Here is a 15,247-nt window from a genome sequence, read left to right on the forward strand (position 1 = left end):
ACTGAATCCCGTATTTTGCATTTACACAAAATATTTTATAGTGCCTTCTATAGTTTATATCACTTCTTCTTCGGTGTCCGTCTTGCCCACCCTTCTTCACTGAAGTCGGGCTCTGCATCCTTAAAGTCATTGTTGCCCTGGAAGAACTGTTTCCAGTCATCCTTTTTGCCACGGGCTTTGGTGTAACCCCGCTCTTCGCGGCTGGGCTTGCCTTTCTTCTTGTCGTTTGCAGGACTTTCGGCCTTTTCGCTGCGTTTGCCGGTGGCATCGTTCCGTTTGCCGTCTTCCTTGTAACTGCGCTTCTTGCTGTCAAACTCTTTTTTCCCATGGCTTCCGGCTGTACCCGGACGTTTGCCCCTCGGAGCCTCCTTACCCTCGTCTCCAGCAACCTCTACGGATACTTTACGGCCGTTCCAGCTGGCGCGGTTCAGGGCCTTCACTACATTGGTGGCTTCCTTTTCCTCCACTTCGAAGAAGGAGAACTTCTGCATCAGGTCAATTCGTCCCAGCTCTACACGTCCACGTGTATTGTTGTTCAGCAGGCTGATTAATTCGTTGGGGAAGAAGTTGTCCATTTTACCCAGGTTGATGAACAAGCGGGTAAAGCCGGGTTCTGCTTTGCGGCTGCTTCTACGGTCGTTGCGGTCGCCCCTCTCGCCACTTCTTGCACCACGCTCACTACCGGTTGCTGTCTCTATCTCGTCACGGCCGCGATAGTAATCCAGGAAACGGTTGAATTCATGCGAAACCATGCGTTTAATCAGGTCCTCTTTGCTCAGCCAGTCCAGCTTGCGGTAGATGTCGGTCATAAAGTCGGCGATTTCCTCCTCGTTCACTTTCACCTTTTCAAGATCGTCTATCACTTTGAGCAGTTGCTTTTCGCATATCTGTTTGCCGGTGGGCATTTCGCCTGCAATGAATTTCTTGCCGATGATGCGCTCAATCTCGCGCATTTTGCCTTTCTCTCGCAGGTTGATGATGGCGATGGAAGTCCCGGTTTTGCCGGCACGTCCCGTACGGCCGCTGCGGTGGGTATAACTCTCGGTGTCATCGGGCAATCCGTAGTTGATGACGTGTGTCAGGTCGTCCACATCGAGGCCGCGTGCGGCAACGTCCGTGGCAACCAGCAGTTGTAGGTTGCGGATGCGGAACTTTTGCATCACGGTGTCACGCTGCGCTTGACTCAGTTCGCCGTGCAGCGAGTCGGCATTATAGCCTTCCTGCATCAACTTGTCAGCTATTTCCTGCGTTTCTTTGCGGGTACGGCAGAAGATGATGCCGTATATCTGCGGATAGTAGTCCACAATACGTTTCAGGGCAGCATACTTGTCTTTGGCATGTACACAGAAGGCTACGTGTTTCACGTTGCTGGTGCTTTCATTTTTGCGTCCGATGGTGATTTCCTTGGCATCGCGCAGGTACTTCTTGGAGATGCGTGCGATTTCCGGGCTCATGGTAGCGGAGAACAGCAAGGTGTTGCGCTCCTGCGGCACATCGGCGAGAATGGCGTTGATGCTGTCTGTGAATCCCATGTTCAGCATTTCGTCCGCTTCGTCCATAACCACGTTCTGTATGGTGGCGAGGGACACGGTTTTGCGTTCCATCAGGTCCAGCAGTCGTCCCGGTGTGGCTACGATGATGTGTACACCCCGTTTCAGGGCGCGTATCTGGCTTTCGATGGACGAGCCTCCATATACGGGCAACACTCGCAAGCCATCGGTATATTTAGAATAATCGTTCAAGTCGCCTGCTATCTGCAAACAAAGTTCGCGGGTGGGGCAGAGAATAAGTGATTGGGGAATTCGGTTGTTGACGTTAATCTTCTGTATGAGCGGCAGGCCGAACGCTGCGGTCTTTCCTGTTCCTGTTTGTGCCAGTGCTACTACATCATTGTTTTCTCCTAAAAGGTAGGGAATTACTTCCTCTTGTACCGGCATGGGCTGCTCGTAACCCATTTCTTCGATGGCGCGGCGTATCTCCGGCGACACACCGAGCTCTTCAAATGTCTTCATTAAATCTTCTGTATATCTTTATCTTTATATTTCGGGCGCAAAGATAGTGCTTTTCAATGGATAATTGATAATTGATGGTTGATAATTATGCAATTACATGATAAAATCGTTTTTTATTGGCTACTCATTATCCATTATCCATTGTCAATTATCCGTTAAAAGAATGTCTTGCAGTCTCTTTCTTTCTTCTTTTGTCAGACCGATGCCTCTTTGCAGGTAGGTGTCGGTATCTCCATACCTTCGTTCCATTTCTTCGATGGCGGCATTCAGGAAATCCTCGCGTGCCGAGAAGAGGGTGGTGATGGCCTCTTGCGAGCGTGCCGGAAGCTGGTAGGCGTATCGGGAGGCCGCCGGGATGTTGAAGTAGTCGTTGCTGAGGCGGTAGTCTTCCATGATGATGTCTTCGTCCACTCCAAGGGAGGCAAGCACAAGTGCCGATACGATGCCTGTGCGCCCTTTGCCCGACGAGCAATGGATAACGACGGGATAATTGTTCTTGTCCAGCAGAATATCGAAAATCCGGCGGTATTCTTTGGTGTAGTTGCTGATGAGCTCGCGGTTCATCTGCTCCACGATTCGGTAGACAGTATCGCTCTTGATTTTCTGTTCCTGTACACCTTTCAGGATATACTCCATGTCGCCGGTAGGAATGGGGATATGGATCACTTTGAATGCCTGTTGCAAAGGGCTTTGTCTATTCGCTTCGACAGATGAACGCAGGTCGATGATAGTCCTTATGCCTATGTTCTTGAGCTCTTTGCGCGAACACGGTTTCAGTTTATCTATTTCGGCAGAGCGGTACAGCATGCCCCAATGCACTTTCTTTTGGGTGGGATAGGAGGAATAGCCTCCCAGGTCTCGGAAGTTCTGTATGCCGGGGATGTTGATGTTGCGGGTGGCAATCTTTACCCGGTATTTGTCAGCGAATACAAGTGTGTAGTAGTATCGTTGTGTAGGGTCGGTAGTGATGACAGTCATCTTCAGGTCGGAGATGTTGGCGACGGCAACGGGAACATCTTCGGGGATATGGTTGGGATTGGTCGAAGCATATACCTTCACATTTCCTTTGATGAGAGGGGCCATTTCCCATTTTACAATGCAGTTGCCCACGTTGTTTTCTTCGCATACAACGGAAATGTGAGGGGCAGTGCCATTGCAGGAAGGGAGCAGCACTGCCAAAACAAGCAAGTTCAATAAGTTCTTATACATAATTCGTAACCTCTCTGATGTCGTTAATCACAAATATATGTAATTTACCCACAGAAGGTAACAGCAATGCCAAGCTTTTATATTTCTTTTTTGAACTTTAAAAAAACTGCTATAGATTCTTTCGTGCATAGGCAGGTTGGTTTACAATGTTACATCAGCGAACCGGGAGGTGGTAATGGGGGGAGTTTCCCTTGGGGCTTTTGTCTCCATGACAGCATGATGTAATTGAGTTGTTTTCCCACTTCTCCGGGTTTAAAGTGTATTTGTTCTTTCAGTTTTACTTCGATTTCCCTATATACATGCAGTGGTACTCTGGCGTATGGGCTAAAGGTCGTGAAATTGAAATTCACTTCCATTACTTTCCCCGTATCCGGACTGAGTAGCATGGTTATTGTGAACTCACGCTTTCCGAGTTCATCTGCCATGGCTTTGGTAAAAGCTTCGTCCACAATGAAGTCTGCTTGTTTACTCATGGAGCTATTGTATTCAATTACTTTTTTTTCATTCCAGCTACCGATGTATATTTTTCCTGTGGCTTTATATACAATATCTTTGTATGTCAACTTGTTCTCTTTGTTATAAAGAGTCACAAACTGGCTACCGTCATCTACGTCACATTGATACGTATAACCATCTACCTCGAAAGTGGTGGTTTTTTTATAAATGACTGTTCCTTCAAGCGATTCTTCTGTTCTGATAGGTTTATCCTGTGCTACACAAGGGTAGATGTATCCTATAAGCAGTGTAATAAGCAATAGTCTTTTCATTCGTCACAATTTTTAGTTGTTAATTTTGTATGTTGCTTACATTAGCGAACCGGGAGGAGGTAATGGGGGGAGTTTCCCTTGGGGCTTTTGCATCCATGCCAGCATAATGTAGTTGAGTTGTTTTCCTTCCTCTATGGGTTTAAAATGAATTTGTTCTTTCAGTTTTACTTCGATTTCCCTATATACATGTAGTGGCACTTTGGCGTATGGCTCAAAGGTGAAAAAATTGAAATTCACTTCCATTACTTCTCCCGTATTTGGACTGAGCAACATGGTTATCATAAGTTCCGTTTTCCCAATTTCATCTGCCATGGCTTTGGTGAATGCTTGGTCTACTATGAAATCTGCTTGCTGACTCATGAATCTGTCATATTCAATTACATTGCTACTCCAGCTGCCAATATATGTCTTCCCCGTGTCTTTATACACAATCTTTTCGTATGTCAGTTTGTTTTCTTTGTTATAAAGAGTCACAAACTGGCTACCGTCATCTACGTCGCATTGGTACGTATAACCATCTACCTCGAAAGTGGTGGTCTTTTTATAAATGACTGTTCCTTCAAGTGATTCTTCTGTTCTGATAGGTTTGTCCTGTGCTACACAAGGGTAGATGTATCCTATAAGCAGTGTAATAAGCAATAGTCTTTTCATTCGTCACAATTTTTAGTTGTTAATTTTATGTTGGGAAAAATATTGGTGATATCCGAATACTCTTTAAATGGATAATTGTCGTATCCTTCCTGACGGAAAGCATTAACGACATTATTAGATATATAGGTTTCAAAGATATCCAAGAATGAAGTTGTAACATGACCTTGCTGATTTACATATTTAGTCAATGAAGTTGTTGCTCTTAGGCGTTGGCTTTTTGCATATTTATCTTGTTTTTTGTCCGTCCACTCCGCGCTCCTTTGTAAGAACAGGTATTGCGCATAGTGCGCTTCTATCTCTCTGTTCATCATAGAACTTTTGAACGATGATATAGGCTCTTGTGTGGTTTGGAAAACATGGAACATTTCATGCAGAAGGTTGTTTGCTTCCAAGTCTTCCAATCCGATGTGCAAGGTATGCTCTTCCCAATTGTAGGAATACCCTTTGCCGAAATCGAATTCCAGATTGATTTTGTTGTTTTTGACTTTCTCTTTCAGTTGGCTGTATAGGTCTCCTCCCAAACAGTCTTCCATGATTCGGGCTGTCATGTTTTCGGTGATTACCCATAAAAGCGAGTCTTGGTCGGCCTCTTTCTTGAATATATTTCCTGCCGGAGTGCCCGATGAAGAGCCGGAACCTCCTGAACTTCCTCCTCCAATCCACACATCGCCGCTTCCTCCTCCTTCACTGTTCCAGTTGCTATTATTTATAAGGGCATCATCTACCCAATAGGAATGACTAACGCAGTTGGTATAGCTGTATTCCAGCTGGTCTTTAGGTCCGGTATATACATCCCAGCATTGGGTGACGGTTATTACCGAACGGGTCTGGGCATGAGGCTTGAATGTGAGTCCTTGCGCATTCTCTTCGCCAAATACCAGATAGCTTAACAAGTCGAATATGAACACTTGGTCGCTTTCTCTTATGAGTTCGTCATCACGCTTCAATGGAAGGAATTTCATCCATCCGTCTTTGATGTGCAACAGCCAGATGGCATCGATGCAGTGTGGCTTGTCAAGGCGGTAGAGGGGAACGAAGATGCAGGTCTCTTCTTCTTCGGTCAATTGGTAGGTGAAGTTCCAGAGAGGAATGCCGTATTTCAACAGGAAAGGAGCGGTGAAATGCTTTTCTTCTTCTACTCTGCGTAATGCGGAAATCACGGCTTTCAGGGTAGAGTCGGTGTAGGCAAAGAAGTTTTCCGGCTTGAATAACGCTTGCCGGGTCAACGGGATGTTGTTTGCCGGGAATCGGGGTTGATAGAAAGATTCTTCTGTTTCGCAAGAGGCGAGCATTCCTAAAAGAACGCACAGTGCAAGGTAGATGTTTTGCCATTTCTGCTTAGGAGGGGTTGGAGAGTGCTGTCTGTTTCCTTTTCTATTCATAGCGCGAATGCTTAAGGTATAAAGAATAGACAAATAAAGCAAAAAAAAAGCAGAAATGAAAGGAAAAACAGGAGAATTTTGTTAATCCGGAAGCTGTCCTACCACAGATTGCATGGATTTTCAGGCCGTGTAATCTGTGGTGAACACCCTTTTGTAAGGGTGCCTATGGTTGGTATTTCCGTGCTTCTGCAAATTCCTTTGAAACGGAGTTATTGAAACTCTTGCATACCTCGGCGGCAAACTCAATGCCGCATTGGATGATTTTGTCCCAAGTGGCCTCGTCCATGGTATCGAGGTCCTCGTAGCGTACATTGTACTTCAGCAGCCCGAAGATGATGCCTGCATTGAAGTTGTCGCCCGCACCGATGGTGCTGACCGCTTCCAACGGAGGAATGGAGTATTCTTTGGAAATTGTGCCGGTACGCAATGAAACCTGCTCCGCGCCGGCCGTGCAGAGGAAGTTGCGGCAGTAGAACTTCACTTTGTCCTTGTATATCTTGTCGGCCTCCTGCAAGCCCCACATATAGAAGAAATCCTCCTGCGAGCCGCGTACAATGTTGGCGTATTCCAGATTCTCGATGATGGTGGGAGCCAGCTTGATGGCCTCCTCTTTATGGGACGAACGGAAATTGGGGTCGTAATAGATGATGGCATGCATGTCGTGCGCGCGTTCCAGCAGTTCCAATACCTTGTCGCGCAATACGGGGTTTAAGGCATAATAAGACCCTATTATAACGATGTCGTCCTCTTGAATCTGCGGATATTCCACGTCCAGGCGTTGTTTGGGATAATCTTTGTAGAAGATGTATTCCGCATCGCTCCGGTTGTTCAGGAAAGCGAGTGATACGGGGGATTTCCCGTCGGGGAAGACATTGACATGGTCTGTGGGAATATTGTTCTCGCGCATGAAGTTGAGGATGATATTGCCCACGTGGTCGTTGCCCGTTTCACTGATAAAGCAGATGGGAACGCCGATACGTCCCAGTGAAACGATGCCGTTGAATACCGAACCGCCCGGAACGGCCGCTGTGGGCTGTCCGCCACGGAATATGATGTCCAGTATGGTTTCTCCTATACCTATTACTTTACGCATAACGATCTTGATTTTTCTCCGAGGTAACCGCCGTGATGGCGTTTGGAGTAGTCTTCAATGGTGAATCCGGTCTGTTTCATGGTCTGTACTACCAGGATGTCGCCGATGACGGTCATGGCAGTGGTCGAAGTCGTGGGCGTCATGCCCAATACGCATACTTCTTGGGGTTTTCCGGTGCTAAGGCATACATCGGATTCGTGTGCCAGGGGGCTGTCGGGGTTTCCGGTGATGACGATAAACTTCAGTTCTGGGTTCAGGTTATGTGCCAGCTGTGTCAGCTCCACGATTTCACGAGTTTTGCCCGAATTGGAGATGAGCAGCAACAAGTCATTCTCCTGGAGGATGCCGAGGTCACCATGCTGTGCTTCGCTGGGGTGCAGGAAAACGGACGGAATACCGGTAGAGCAGAAGGTGGTAGCGATGTTCATGGCTATCTGTCCTGCCTTGCCCATGCCCGAAGTTACCAGTTTCCCTTTTTTGCGGTGCACTTGTTCTACGATGAGTTCTACAGCTCTTTCATAAGCGTCCGTCACTGGAATGTTCAGTACGGCTTGTGCCTCTTTCTGCAAAAGCTCTTGAATGGATGCAATCATACTTAATGTGCTAATTTGATTAATGTGCTTAAAATTATAGCAATTGCAAATATCTGCAATTTTCTATAAACGGCAATAAGTTTTATTGTATTTTTGTCGCCTCAAATAGTTTGAAACGTCAGAATGAAGAACTTAAAAGAAAATTTACTGCCAACTTTCAATCAATATACCCTGCCCAATGGCATGCGCATCATTCACGAACCCTCAGCCTCCAAAGTGGCTTATTGTGGTTTTGCCGTAGATGCGGGTACGCGTGACGAGCTTGAAAACGAGCAGGGTATGGCGCATTTTGTGGAGCACCTTATATTTAAAGGTACCGCCAAGCGCAAGGCATGGCACATTCTGAACCGCATGGAGAATGTGGGCGGTGACCTCAACGCTTACACCAACAAGGAAGAGACGGTGATTTACTCTGCTTTCCTGACCGAGCATTTCGGCCGTGCCTTCGAACTTCTGGTGGATATTGTATTCCACTCCACCTTTCCGCAACGCGAGATAGAGAAGGAGACAGAGGTGATTATCGACGAGATACAATCCTACGAAGACAATCCTTCCGAGCTAATCTTCGATGATTTTGAGGACTTGATATTCAGGGGGCATCCCCTGGGACGCAACATTCTTGGCAATCCCGAGCAGTTAAAGCAGTTTCGCAGTGAGGATGCTGCCGCATTCACTGCCCGCTTCTACCATCCCAACAATATGGTTTTCTTTGTTCTGGGCAATCTGAGTTTCAAGAAAGTTGTGCTTATGGCAAAAAAACTTCTGGCGGATATACCGGCAACACCGGTGCATTATGGTCGTACTCCGCCTCCCCTCTATGTACCCGAGCATCTTGTAGTGCATAAGGATACTCACCAGGCACACGTCATGATTGGTAGCCGGGGATATAATGCATACGATGACAAGCGCACCGCACTTTACCTGCTGAACAATGTCTTGGGTGGCCCGGGCATGAACAGCCGCTTGAACGTCTCTCTCCGTGAACGTCGTGGGCTGGTCTATAACGTAGAATCTAACTTGACTTCCTATACCGATACGGGAACTTTCTGCATCTACTTCGGTTGCGACCCTGCAGATTTGGACTACTGCGCCCGCCTGGTATATAAGGAATTGAAACGCTTGCGTGATGTCCGGATGACTTCCTCGCAGCTTGCGGCTGCCAAGAAGCAGCTTATCGGGCAAATCGGTGTAGCTTCGGATAATAATGAGAACAATGCGCTGGGTATGGGAAAGACTTTCCTGCATTATAATAAATGCGAAACTTCCGAAGCTGTGTTCCATCGTATTGAACAGCTCACTTCGGAAGCTCTGTTAGAGGTGGCGAACGAGATGTTTGCCGAGGACTATCTTTCGACGCTCATTTATCGCTGACCGCTTTTTTATTTGAAAACCTGCAACATAGGACGTCCTATCCATACTTGTGGCTGTTTCAGCCCGAAGATGTGGGCAATGGTGGAGGCAACGTCATACTGCATCATGCTTTCGTGGAATTCGCCTTCTTTCTTAATGTTCTTTCCGGAGATGATGAAGGGAGTCTGCATTTCCTGCATGGTCTTGCCGCCATGTCCTTTTTCAATGCCTCCGTGGTCGGCAGTAACGATGAAGATGGTTTCTTTCAGCATACCTGCCTCTGTAACGGCCTGGATGATGCGGCTCACATAACCGTCGAGTTCTTTCAGTTTGGAGTAATATTCAGGAGTATTGTGTCCGGCTTGATGGCCTACATGGTCGGGGTTGTCAAAGCAAATGGCAAGAAGGGTCGGTTGTTTCTCCTTGATATACTTTTCTGCCATACCGCATAAGGCTTCGGGATGTTTGTTGTAGTCGGGCGCTTGCGCATAGTGGCTTAAGGCAAGAGTGTCTACAAGGTATTTGATACCGTCCCATTCATACAGGCAGCCTATTTCCGCTTCCGGCCGGGCATCACGTAGCAGCTGGAAGATGGTAGGAAATATGCCGTGCTGGTTCAGTACGCGTGACGGAAGCTCGGGAGTCTTGGAGCCCCATTGCGTATATCCGTGCAATTCAGGACCTGCCCCCATAAACATGCTTGCCCAGTTGACGGCGCTGGAGGAGGGAAGTACAGTCCGTTTTTCTAATGTATAAGAACCGTCTGCCATCAGTTGCTTGATGTGGGGGATGTCTGCTTTGGGAACACTGTAGCTACCCCAGCCGTCAAGACCGATGAAAACTACGTGTTTTGCTTTTCCCTTGGCATTGCAGGGAACTGAAAAGAGGCATGCCACTGCTAGGGCGATGAATAATGTAAAAGTCAGTTTCTTCATGTTTTCTTTAGTTCTTATTGTTAACATGAAACAAAGTTACGGGAAACGTACCTAGTTTTAGTACGATATCGTACATAATCCGGCCGATTTTATATCGTTTCGTTCTTTTCCAACCGTTGCATGCTGAATTCACAGCCGCAATACTGCTGGTTGTAGAAGTCATACTCTTTCAGCAGTTGGTTGCGCCGCTCCTGGAGCCCGCCTTTCCGCCAATTCTGTTCCCAGAAGAGGGTATCCGGATAGAGCGCGGCGGCACGGCGTCCGGCTTCATTGATTTGCTCCAGGCTTTTCCAGCGCGAAGAGGCGAGGGTAGTGGTGAATACGGAGAAACCATGCTCGGAGGCGTAGCGGGCTGTCTCTGTCAGGCGCAGTGTGAAGCACTTTAGGCATCGGCTGCCACGTTCCGGCTCGTTTTCCAGTCCTTTTATAGTGTGCAGCCAGTGTGCATAGTCGTAGTCCGCGTCGATGAAATCGAGGTTTTTGGAGGTTACGAAGCGGATAGCCTCCTCTTTCCTTATCTCATATTCCGCCTGCGGATAGATGTTGGGATTGCAGTAGAATACGGTGGGGCGTATGCCGTTCTCCAGCATGCACTCGATGATGGCAGAGGAGCAAGGTGCGCAGCACGAATGCAGCAGCACCTTGTCTTCACCGTTGGGTGTTTGGACTTTCAACATTATACTTTCAGTTTAATCTTGCCTTTCACCAGCAGGCCGGTCAGCCCCACAATGACAAGCGAGAACATGAGGGACTTGAGCAGCCCCGGTACACCGCTTCCCAATGCCTCGGGATAGTGCAGATGCAGCAGTTGCTGGACAGCATACCAGATGTAAGGGATAATATAGCAGGTCAGCGTTGCCGTACCTGCAGGTTTGATGATATCGAACCAGTTGGTTTTGCCTTTCACGTCCGTCAGCCAGTAGAAGAAACCGAACAGCGGGAAGAACATGGCGAGGCAATAGAACAGCCATGTCGGTGTGGCTTGTATTTTGGATATAATCCAGAACGGGTGTGAGACGAGGGCAAGGACAAGCATTCCTACGCCGAGGGCACAAAGCATGCCGATGAATCGTCCCGGCCGTTCCCGGTCGGCATAGCGCTGCATGAGCAGGGAGGTCAATACGCCGGACATACCGAAGGCATGCAGTGTCCAGTCACTCGGGATAAAGGGAAGCAGGATAATCCGGCTGCCGTACTCTCCCGGTATCAGGTCTGAATGGCTGATTACGGCAAGCAATACGACCACGAACCAGGCAATGGCATTCTTCCGCAGGCTTTCCCGGGTGAACAGATAGATGCCTGCACATACCGCATACGTCCAGCCGATAAGTCCGAGGATGCCCCACCAGCTTATCTGGAACGGTTTCCCGTTCATGTCCTTGTAGATGACGAGGAAGGCGAGCAGCAGCACGCCTGCTGTTTTCATTGCGGTGAAAAGGGTCTTTTTCGTTCCTTCCGCTTTGGGATATACCCCCCAGGTGAGGAAGAAGCCGATGACCATCAAGATGGAAAACCATTGATGTGAGAGGCCGCCTTCGATGCCTCCGCTGTTCAGTGAAAACAGTCCCATGGCAATCAGTGCCACTGTCCGCCAGAAGATATGGGCCACGACTTGCAGGGTGTTGTCTCCCTTTTTGTACCGGTTTTGTATGGCAAAGGATACGGACATGCCCATGCAGAAAAGGAAAGCAGGGAAGATGGTGTCGGAGAATCCCATCATGTCTTCGTCCATCCTGGCATGCATCAGCCAGTGGGGCACGTTTTTCAGTCCGGGAATGTCGTTGACAAAGAGCATGAGGAACATGGTGAGTGCGCGGAATACGTCTACCGCGGCAATCCGTTGGAGTGTTAAGCTTTTCATGATAGATAATTTGTTTGGGGGTTTTGAACGCAAATATAGGAAACTATTCTTTCCGATGCTACTGCTTTGCAGGATTTCTTGCTATATTTGCATGAACTTTATGGTCATGGAAAGGAGATTGTTCATTTTTTGTTTTCTTGCCGTCGTGGTATGGCAAAGTGTGGCTTTGGCTGCCGGCACGCCCTCTTTTACTGCGCTGACGTCCTCTTTGGATGAGGCTATCGAGGCGCACCGGCACTATGTCGCCGTGCGTGAAGGACGCATTGCCCGGCTGAAGCGCCAAGTGTTGGATACCGATACCGCCAATATCTCTTTTTTTCGATGGAATGGGGAAATTTATAAGGAGTATAAGGCATATATCTGCGACTCTGCCATCCATTATCTTCGTGTCAATCTGGATTGGGCAGAGCGCTATGGCCGGCAGGATGCAGCACTCGAAACAAGGCTGGAGCTTGCCCACTTGATGGCTTCGGCAGGCATGTACGAGGAAGCCGCCGAACTCTTGAGGCAGACGGACAAAGCCTCCCTTCCCTCCCATCTGCTGCCGGACTATTACAATGCCTGTCATAAACTTTACACAGAACTGAGTTTCTATACGCTGGACGATTCTTTCAAGAAGCATTATCAGGCTTTGGCTACCCATTATGACGATTCTTTGATGCAGGTACTTCTGCCTTCATCCCCCCTCTATCTGGAACGAAGAGAGACGCGGGAGGCCGCTGCAGGCCATCCGGACGAAGCCTTGAGCATCAATGATACGCGTCTGGCACATGCCAAGCCCAATACTCCCGAATATGCGCTGGTGACCTATCAGCGCTCATTGCTCTACCGCCGGCTCGGGAACCGGGAGGAGGAGAAGCGCTATCTGGCTTTGTCTGCACTGACCGATATTCGCCTGAGCATCACAGACCATGCCTCACTCTGGAACCTGGCGGAACTTCTTTATGAGGAAGGGGATATGGAGCATGCCTACCGTTACATCCGTTTCTCGTGGGACGAAACCAACCGATACAACGCCCGTAGCCGCAGCCTCCAGACTGCCGGCATCCTTTCACTGATAGACCTCACTTATCAGGCCATGCGTGAGAAGCAGAATGACCGGCTCCGGCTGTACCTCTGGCTCATCAGCGCTTTGATTGTGCTGTTGGTGGTGGCAGTGGGCTTTATCTACCGGCAGATGCAGCGACTCTCTGCCGCACGGAACAAGCTGGAGCATGCCAACGAGCAACTGCAACTCTCAAACAACATCAAGGAGGAGTATGTGGGCCGTTTCATGAATCTCTGCTCCGTTTATATCAACCGGCTGGATACCTACCGGCGGATGGTCAACAAGAAAATCTCTGCCGGGCAGATGGAAGAGCTGCTGAAGATGGTGCGTTCCCGCGAGGTGCTGGACGCCGGACTGAAGGAACTCTATGATAACTTTGATACTGCCTTCCTGCACCTTTTCCCCGATTTTGTCGATGAATTCAATGACTTGCTGCAGCCCGAAGAACGCATCGTGCTCCGTAAAGGCGAGTTGCTGAATACGGAACTCCGCATTTTCGCCCTGATTCGTCTGGGCATCGACGACAGTTCGCAGATTGCAGAATTCCTCCGTTATTCCGTAAACACCATCTATAATTACCGTGCCAAGGTGAAGAACAAGGCCCGCATTTCGCGCGAGGACTTCGAGATGCGGCTGATGCAGATACGCTGACAATACGTCAAACTGGCTTTTTGAATCCACTTTCTGCCTTTCTCTTCTTCTGATTATATTTCTGATTATTAGTTGTTTGTTTGTTCATGCTTCTTCACTCCTTCCACCTATTCCCGATTCGCCGGTACGAGGTGTTCTTATCTTTCCTAACTTTGGGGAAGCAAAAGCGAATATCGCAACTAATACTATAACCAAAATTATTGCCATGAAACATTTATTAGCGACAAGCATTTCCATCGCCTTGCTGTCTTTGGGCCTTGCGGGATGCGGTGAGAAACAAGCGACAAAAGAAGTAACTTCGGATGCATTCGTAACCATTCAGGGTCAGGACTTGATAAAGCCCGACGGTACCAAACTCTTCATCATGGGTACCAACCTGGGCAACTGGCTGAATCCGGAAGGATACATGTTCAAGTTCAACAAGACCAATTCCGGCCGTTTCATCAATGAGATGTTCTGCCAGTTGGTGGGACCGGACTTTACGGCCGACTTCTGGAAAGCATTCAAGGACAATTATGTAACGCGCGAGGACATCCGCTTCATCAAGGAGCAGGGTGCCAACACCATCCGCCTGCCTTTCCACTACAAGCTGTTTACCGACGAGGACTATATGGGACTGACTGCCGACCAAGACGGCTTTGCCCGCGTGGACAGCCTGGTAGAGTGGTGCCGCGAATCGGACTTGTACCTCATCCTCGACATGCACGACGCTCCCGGCGGACAGACGGGCGACAATATCGACGACAGCTACGGCTATCCCTGGCTGTTCGACAGCGAAGTCAGCCAGCAACTCTACTGTGACATCTGGCGCCGGATAGCCGACCGCTACAAGAACGAACCGGTCATCCTCGGTTACGAACTCTTCAACGAGCCCATTGCCCCTTACTTCGAGAACATGGAGGAACTCAACGGCAAGCTGGAAGATGTATATAAGAAAGGTGTAGCCGCCATCCGCGAGGTGGACAGCAACCACATCATCCTGCTGGGCGGTGCGCAATGGAACGGTAATTTCAAGCCTTTCAAGGACTCCAAGTTCGACGACAAGATAATGTACACTTGCCACCGTTACGGAGGCGAACCTACCCAAGCTGCCATCCAGACGATTATCAACTTCCGCGACAGTGTGAACCTGCCCATGTACATGGGTGAGATAGGCCACAATACGGACGAATGGCAGGCCGCTTTCTGCCAGACGATGCGCGAGAACAACATCGGCTATACCTTCTGGCCCTACAAGAAGATGGACGGTTCTTCTTTCGTCGGCATCACTCCGCCGGAGAACTGGGCAAACATCGTGTATTTCTCCGAAGCACCGCGTGCCACGTACAAGGAAATCCGTGAGGCACGTCCCGCGCAGGCCATGTCCCGCAAGGCGATGATGGACTTTATCGAGGCATGCAAACTGAAGAATTGTGTGGTTCAGGAGGGTTATATCCGGTCATTGGGAATGAAGTAGCGGGTGCTGCCTCGCTGCAAACAGTACGTATCAAGTCCCAGAGGATGAGATGCCGGGACTTAGCATGAAAGAGGTAGGGACTGAGCTGTACACACCATAGGACTGAGTATCCAAAACATCCGGATGTTTTAGGGTAAAACATGGGGATGTATTGGGATAAAACATCCGGGTGTTTTGGGGTAAAACATGGGGATGTTTTGGACAACAACATCCGGATGTTATGGGTACTCACTATACGG

At 48.7% G+C, this 15,247-nt stretch carries 13 protein-coding genes; 3 read left to right on the forward strand and 10 right to left on the reverse strand.

The genetic code is table 11. The features are described from left to right. Positions 1 to 59 precede the first annotated feature (59 nt). From DW896_RS13965 to DW896_RS13995, 7 genes are all read right to left on the reverse strand, one after another. Positions 60 to 2,012 (reverse strand): DEAD/DEAH box helicase, encoded by a 1,953-nt coding sequence (locus DW896_RS13965; RefSeq protein WP_009037442.1) that lies wholly within the window; start codon positions 2,010 to 2,012, stop codon positions 60 to 62. Between the two features lie 144 nt (positions 2,013 to 2,156). Next, complete coding sequence (locus DW896_RS13970) at positions 2,157 to 3,221, reverse strand: tyrosine-protein phosphatase (RefSeq protein ID WP_022401897.1); 1,065 nt, start codon at positions 3,219 to 3,221, stop codon at positions 2,157 to 2,159. Positions 3,222 to 3,370: 149 nt separating this feature from the next. Continuing rightward, complete coding sequence (locus tag DW896_RS13975) at positions 3,371 to 3,988, reverse strand: DUF5043 domain-containing protein (protein ID WP_005826097.1); 618 nt, start codon at positions 3,986 to 3,988, stop codon at positions 3,371 to 3,373. A gap of 36 nt (positions 3,989 to 4,024) precedes the next feature. After that, positions 4,025 to 4,639 (reverse strand): DUF5043 domain-containing protein, encoded by a 615-nt coding sequence (locus DW896_RS13980; protein WP_005826095.1) that lies wholly within the window; start codon positions 4,637 to 4,639, stop codon positions 4,025 to 4,027. Continuing rightward, positions 4,636 to 6,021: a hypothetical protein gene (locus tag DW896_RS13985; RefSeq protein WP_119993359.1), complete on the reverse strand. Its 1,386-nt coding sequence runs from the start codon at positions 6,019 to 6,021 to the stop codon at positions 4,636 to 4,638. The genes DW896_RS13980 and DW896_RS13985 overlap by 4 nt, the downstream gene beginning before the upstream one ends. 163 nt (positions 6,022 to 6,184) lie before the next feature. Next, complete coding sequence (locus tag DW896_RS13990) at positions 6,185 to 7,114, reverse strand: carbohydrate kinase (RefSeq protein WP_044468247.1); 930 nt, start codon at positions 7,112 to 7,114, stop codon at positions 6,185 to 6,187. Then, positions 7,102 to 7,707, reverse strand: coding sequence for an SIS domain-containing protein (locus DW896_RS13995; protein WP_119993362.1), 606 nt, complete (start codon positions 7,705 to 7,707; stop codon positions 7,102 to 7,104). Before DW896_RS13995 ends, DW896_RS13990 begins: the two co-directional genes overlap by 13 nt. Before the next feature lie 123 nt (positions 7,708 to 7,830). Between DW896_RS13995 and DW896_RS14000 the strand changes: the two genes are divergently transcribed. Then, positions 7,831 to 9,078: a pitrilysin family protein gene (locus DW896_RS14000; protein WP_119993364.1), complete on the forward strand. Its 1,248-nt coding sequence runs from the start codon at positions 7,831 to 7,833 to the stop codon at positions 9,076 to 9,078. 8 nt (positions 9,079 to 9,086) lie between these two features. Here the strand turns inward: DW896_RS14000 and DW896_RS14005 are convergent, their stop codons facing one another. The 3 genes from DW896_RS14005 to DW896_RS14015 form a co-directional block, all read right to left on the reverse strand. Next, a complete protein-coding gene (locus tag DW896_RS14005; protein WP_057256589.1) occupies positions 9,087 to 9,992 on the reverse strand; it encodes an alkaline phosphatase in 906 nt (301 codons plus the stop codon). 89 nt (positions 9,993 to 10,081) lie between these two features. Continuing rightward, positions 10,082 to 10,669 carry an epoxyqueuosine reductase QueH gene (locus DW896_RS14010; RefSeq protein ID WP_008662117.1) on the reverse strand — a complete coding sequence of 196 codons (588 nt, stop codon included), beginning with the start codon at positions 10,667 to 10,669 and terminating at the stop codon, positions 10,082 to 10,084. Then, positions 10,669 to 11,853, reverse strand: coding sequence for a DUF5009 domain-containing protein (locus DW896_RS14015; protein ID WP_057281865.1), 1,185 nt, complete (start codon positions 11,851 to 11,853; stop codon positions 10,669 to 10,671). The genes DW896_RS14010 and DW896_RS14015 overlap by 1 nt, the downstream gene beginning before the upstream one ends. Before the next feature lie 106 nt (positions 11,854 to 11,959). Between DW896_RS14015 and DW896_RS14020 the strand changes: the two genes are divergently transcribed. Both DW896_RS14020 and DW896_RS14025 read left to right on the forward strand, forming a co-directional pair. After that, on the forward strand, positions 11,960 to 13,552 hold the full coding sequence (locus tag DW896_RS14020; protein ID WP_227224156.1) for a DUF6377 domain-containing protein: 1,593 nt from the start codon (positions 11,960 to 11,962) through the stop codon (positions 13,550 to 13,552). A gap of 205 nt (positions 13,553 to 13,757) precedes the next feature. After that, positions 13,758 to 15,008 carry a glycoside hydrolase family 5 protein gene (locus DW896_RS14025; RefSeq protein WP_009037434.1) on the forward strand — a complete coding sequence of 417 codons (1,251 nt, stop codon included), beginning with the start codon at positions 13,758 to 13,760 and terminating at the stop codon, positions 15,006 to 15,008. The last annotated feature ends 239 nt before the right edge of the window (positions 15,009 to 15,247 follow it).

The organism is Bacteroides sp. AM41-16 (genome assembly GCF_003603495.1).
Classification (GTDB): domain Bacteria; phylum Bacteroidota; class Bacteroidia; order Bacteroidales; family Bacteroidaceae; genus Bacteroides; species Bacteroides uniformis.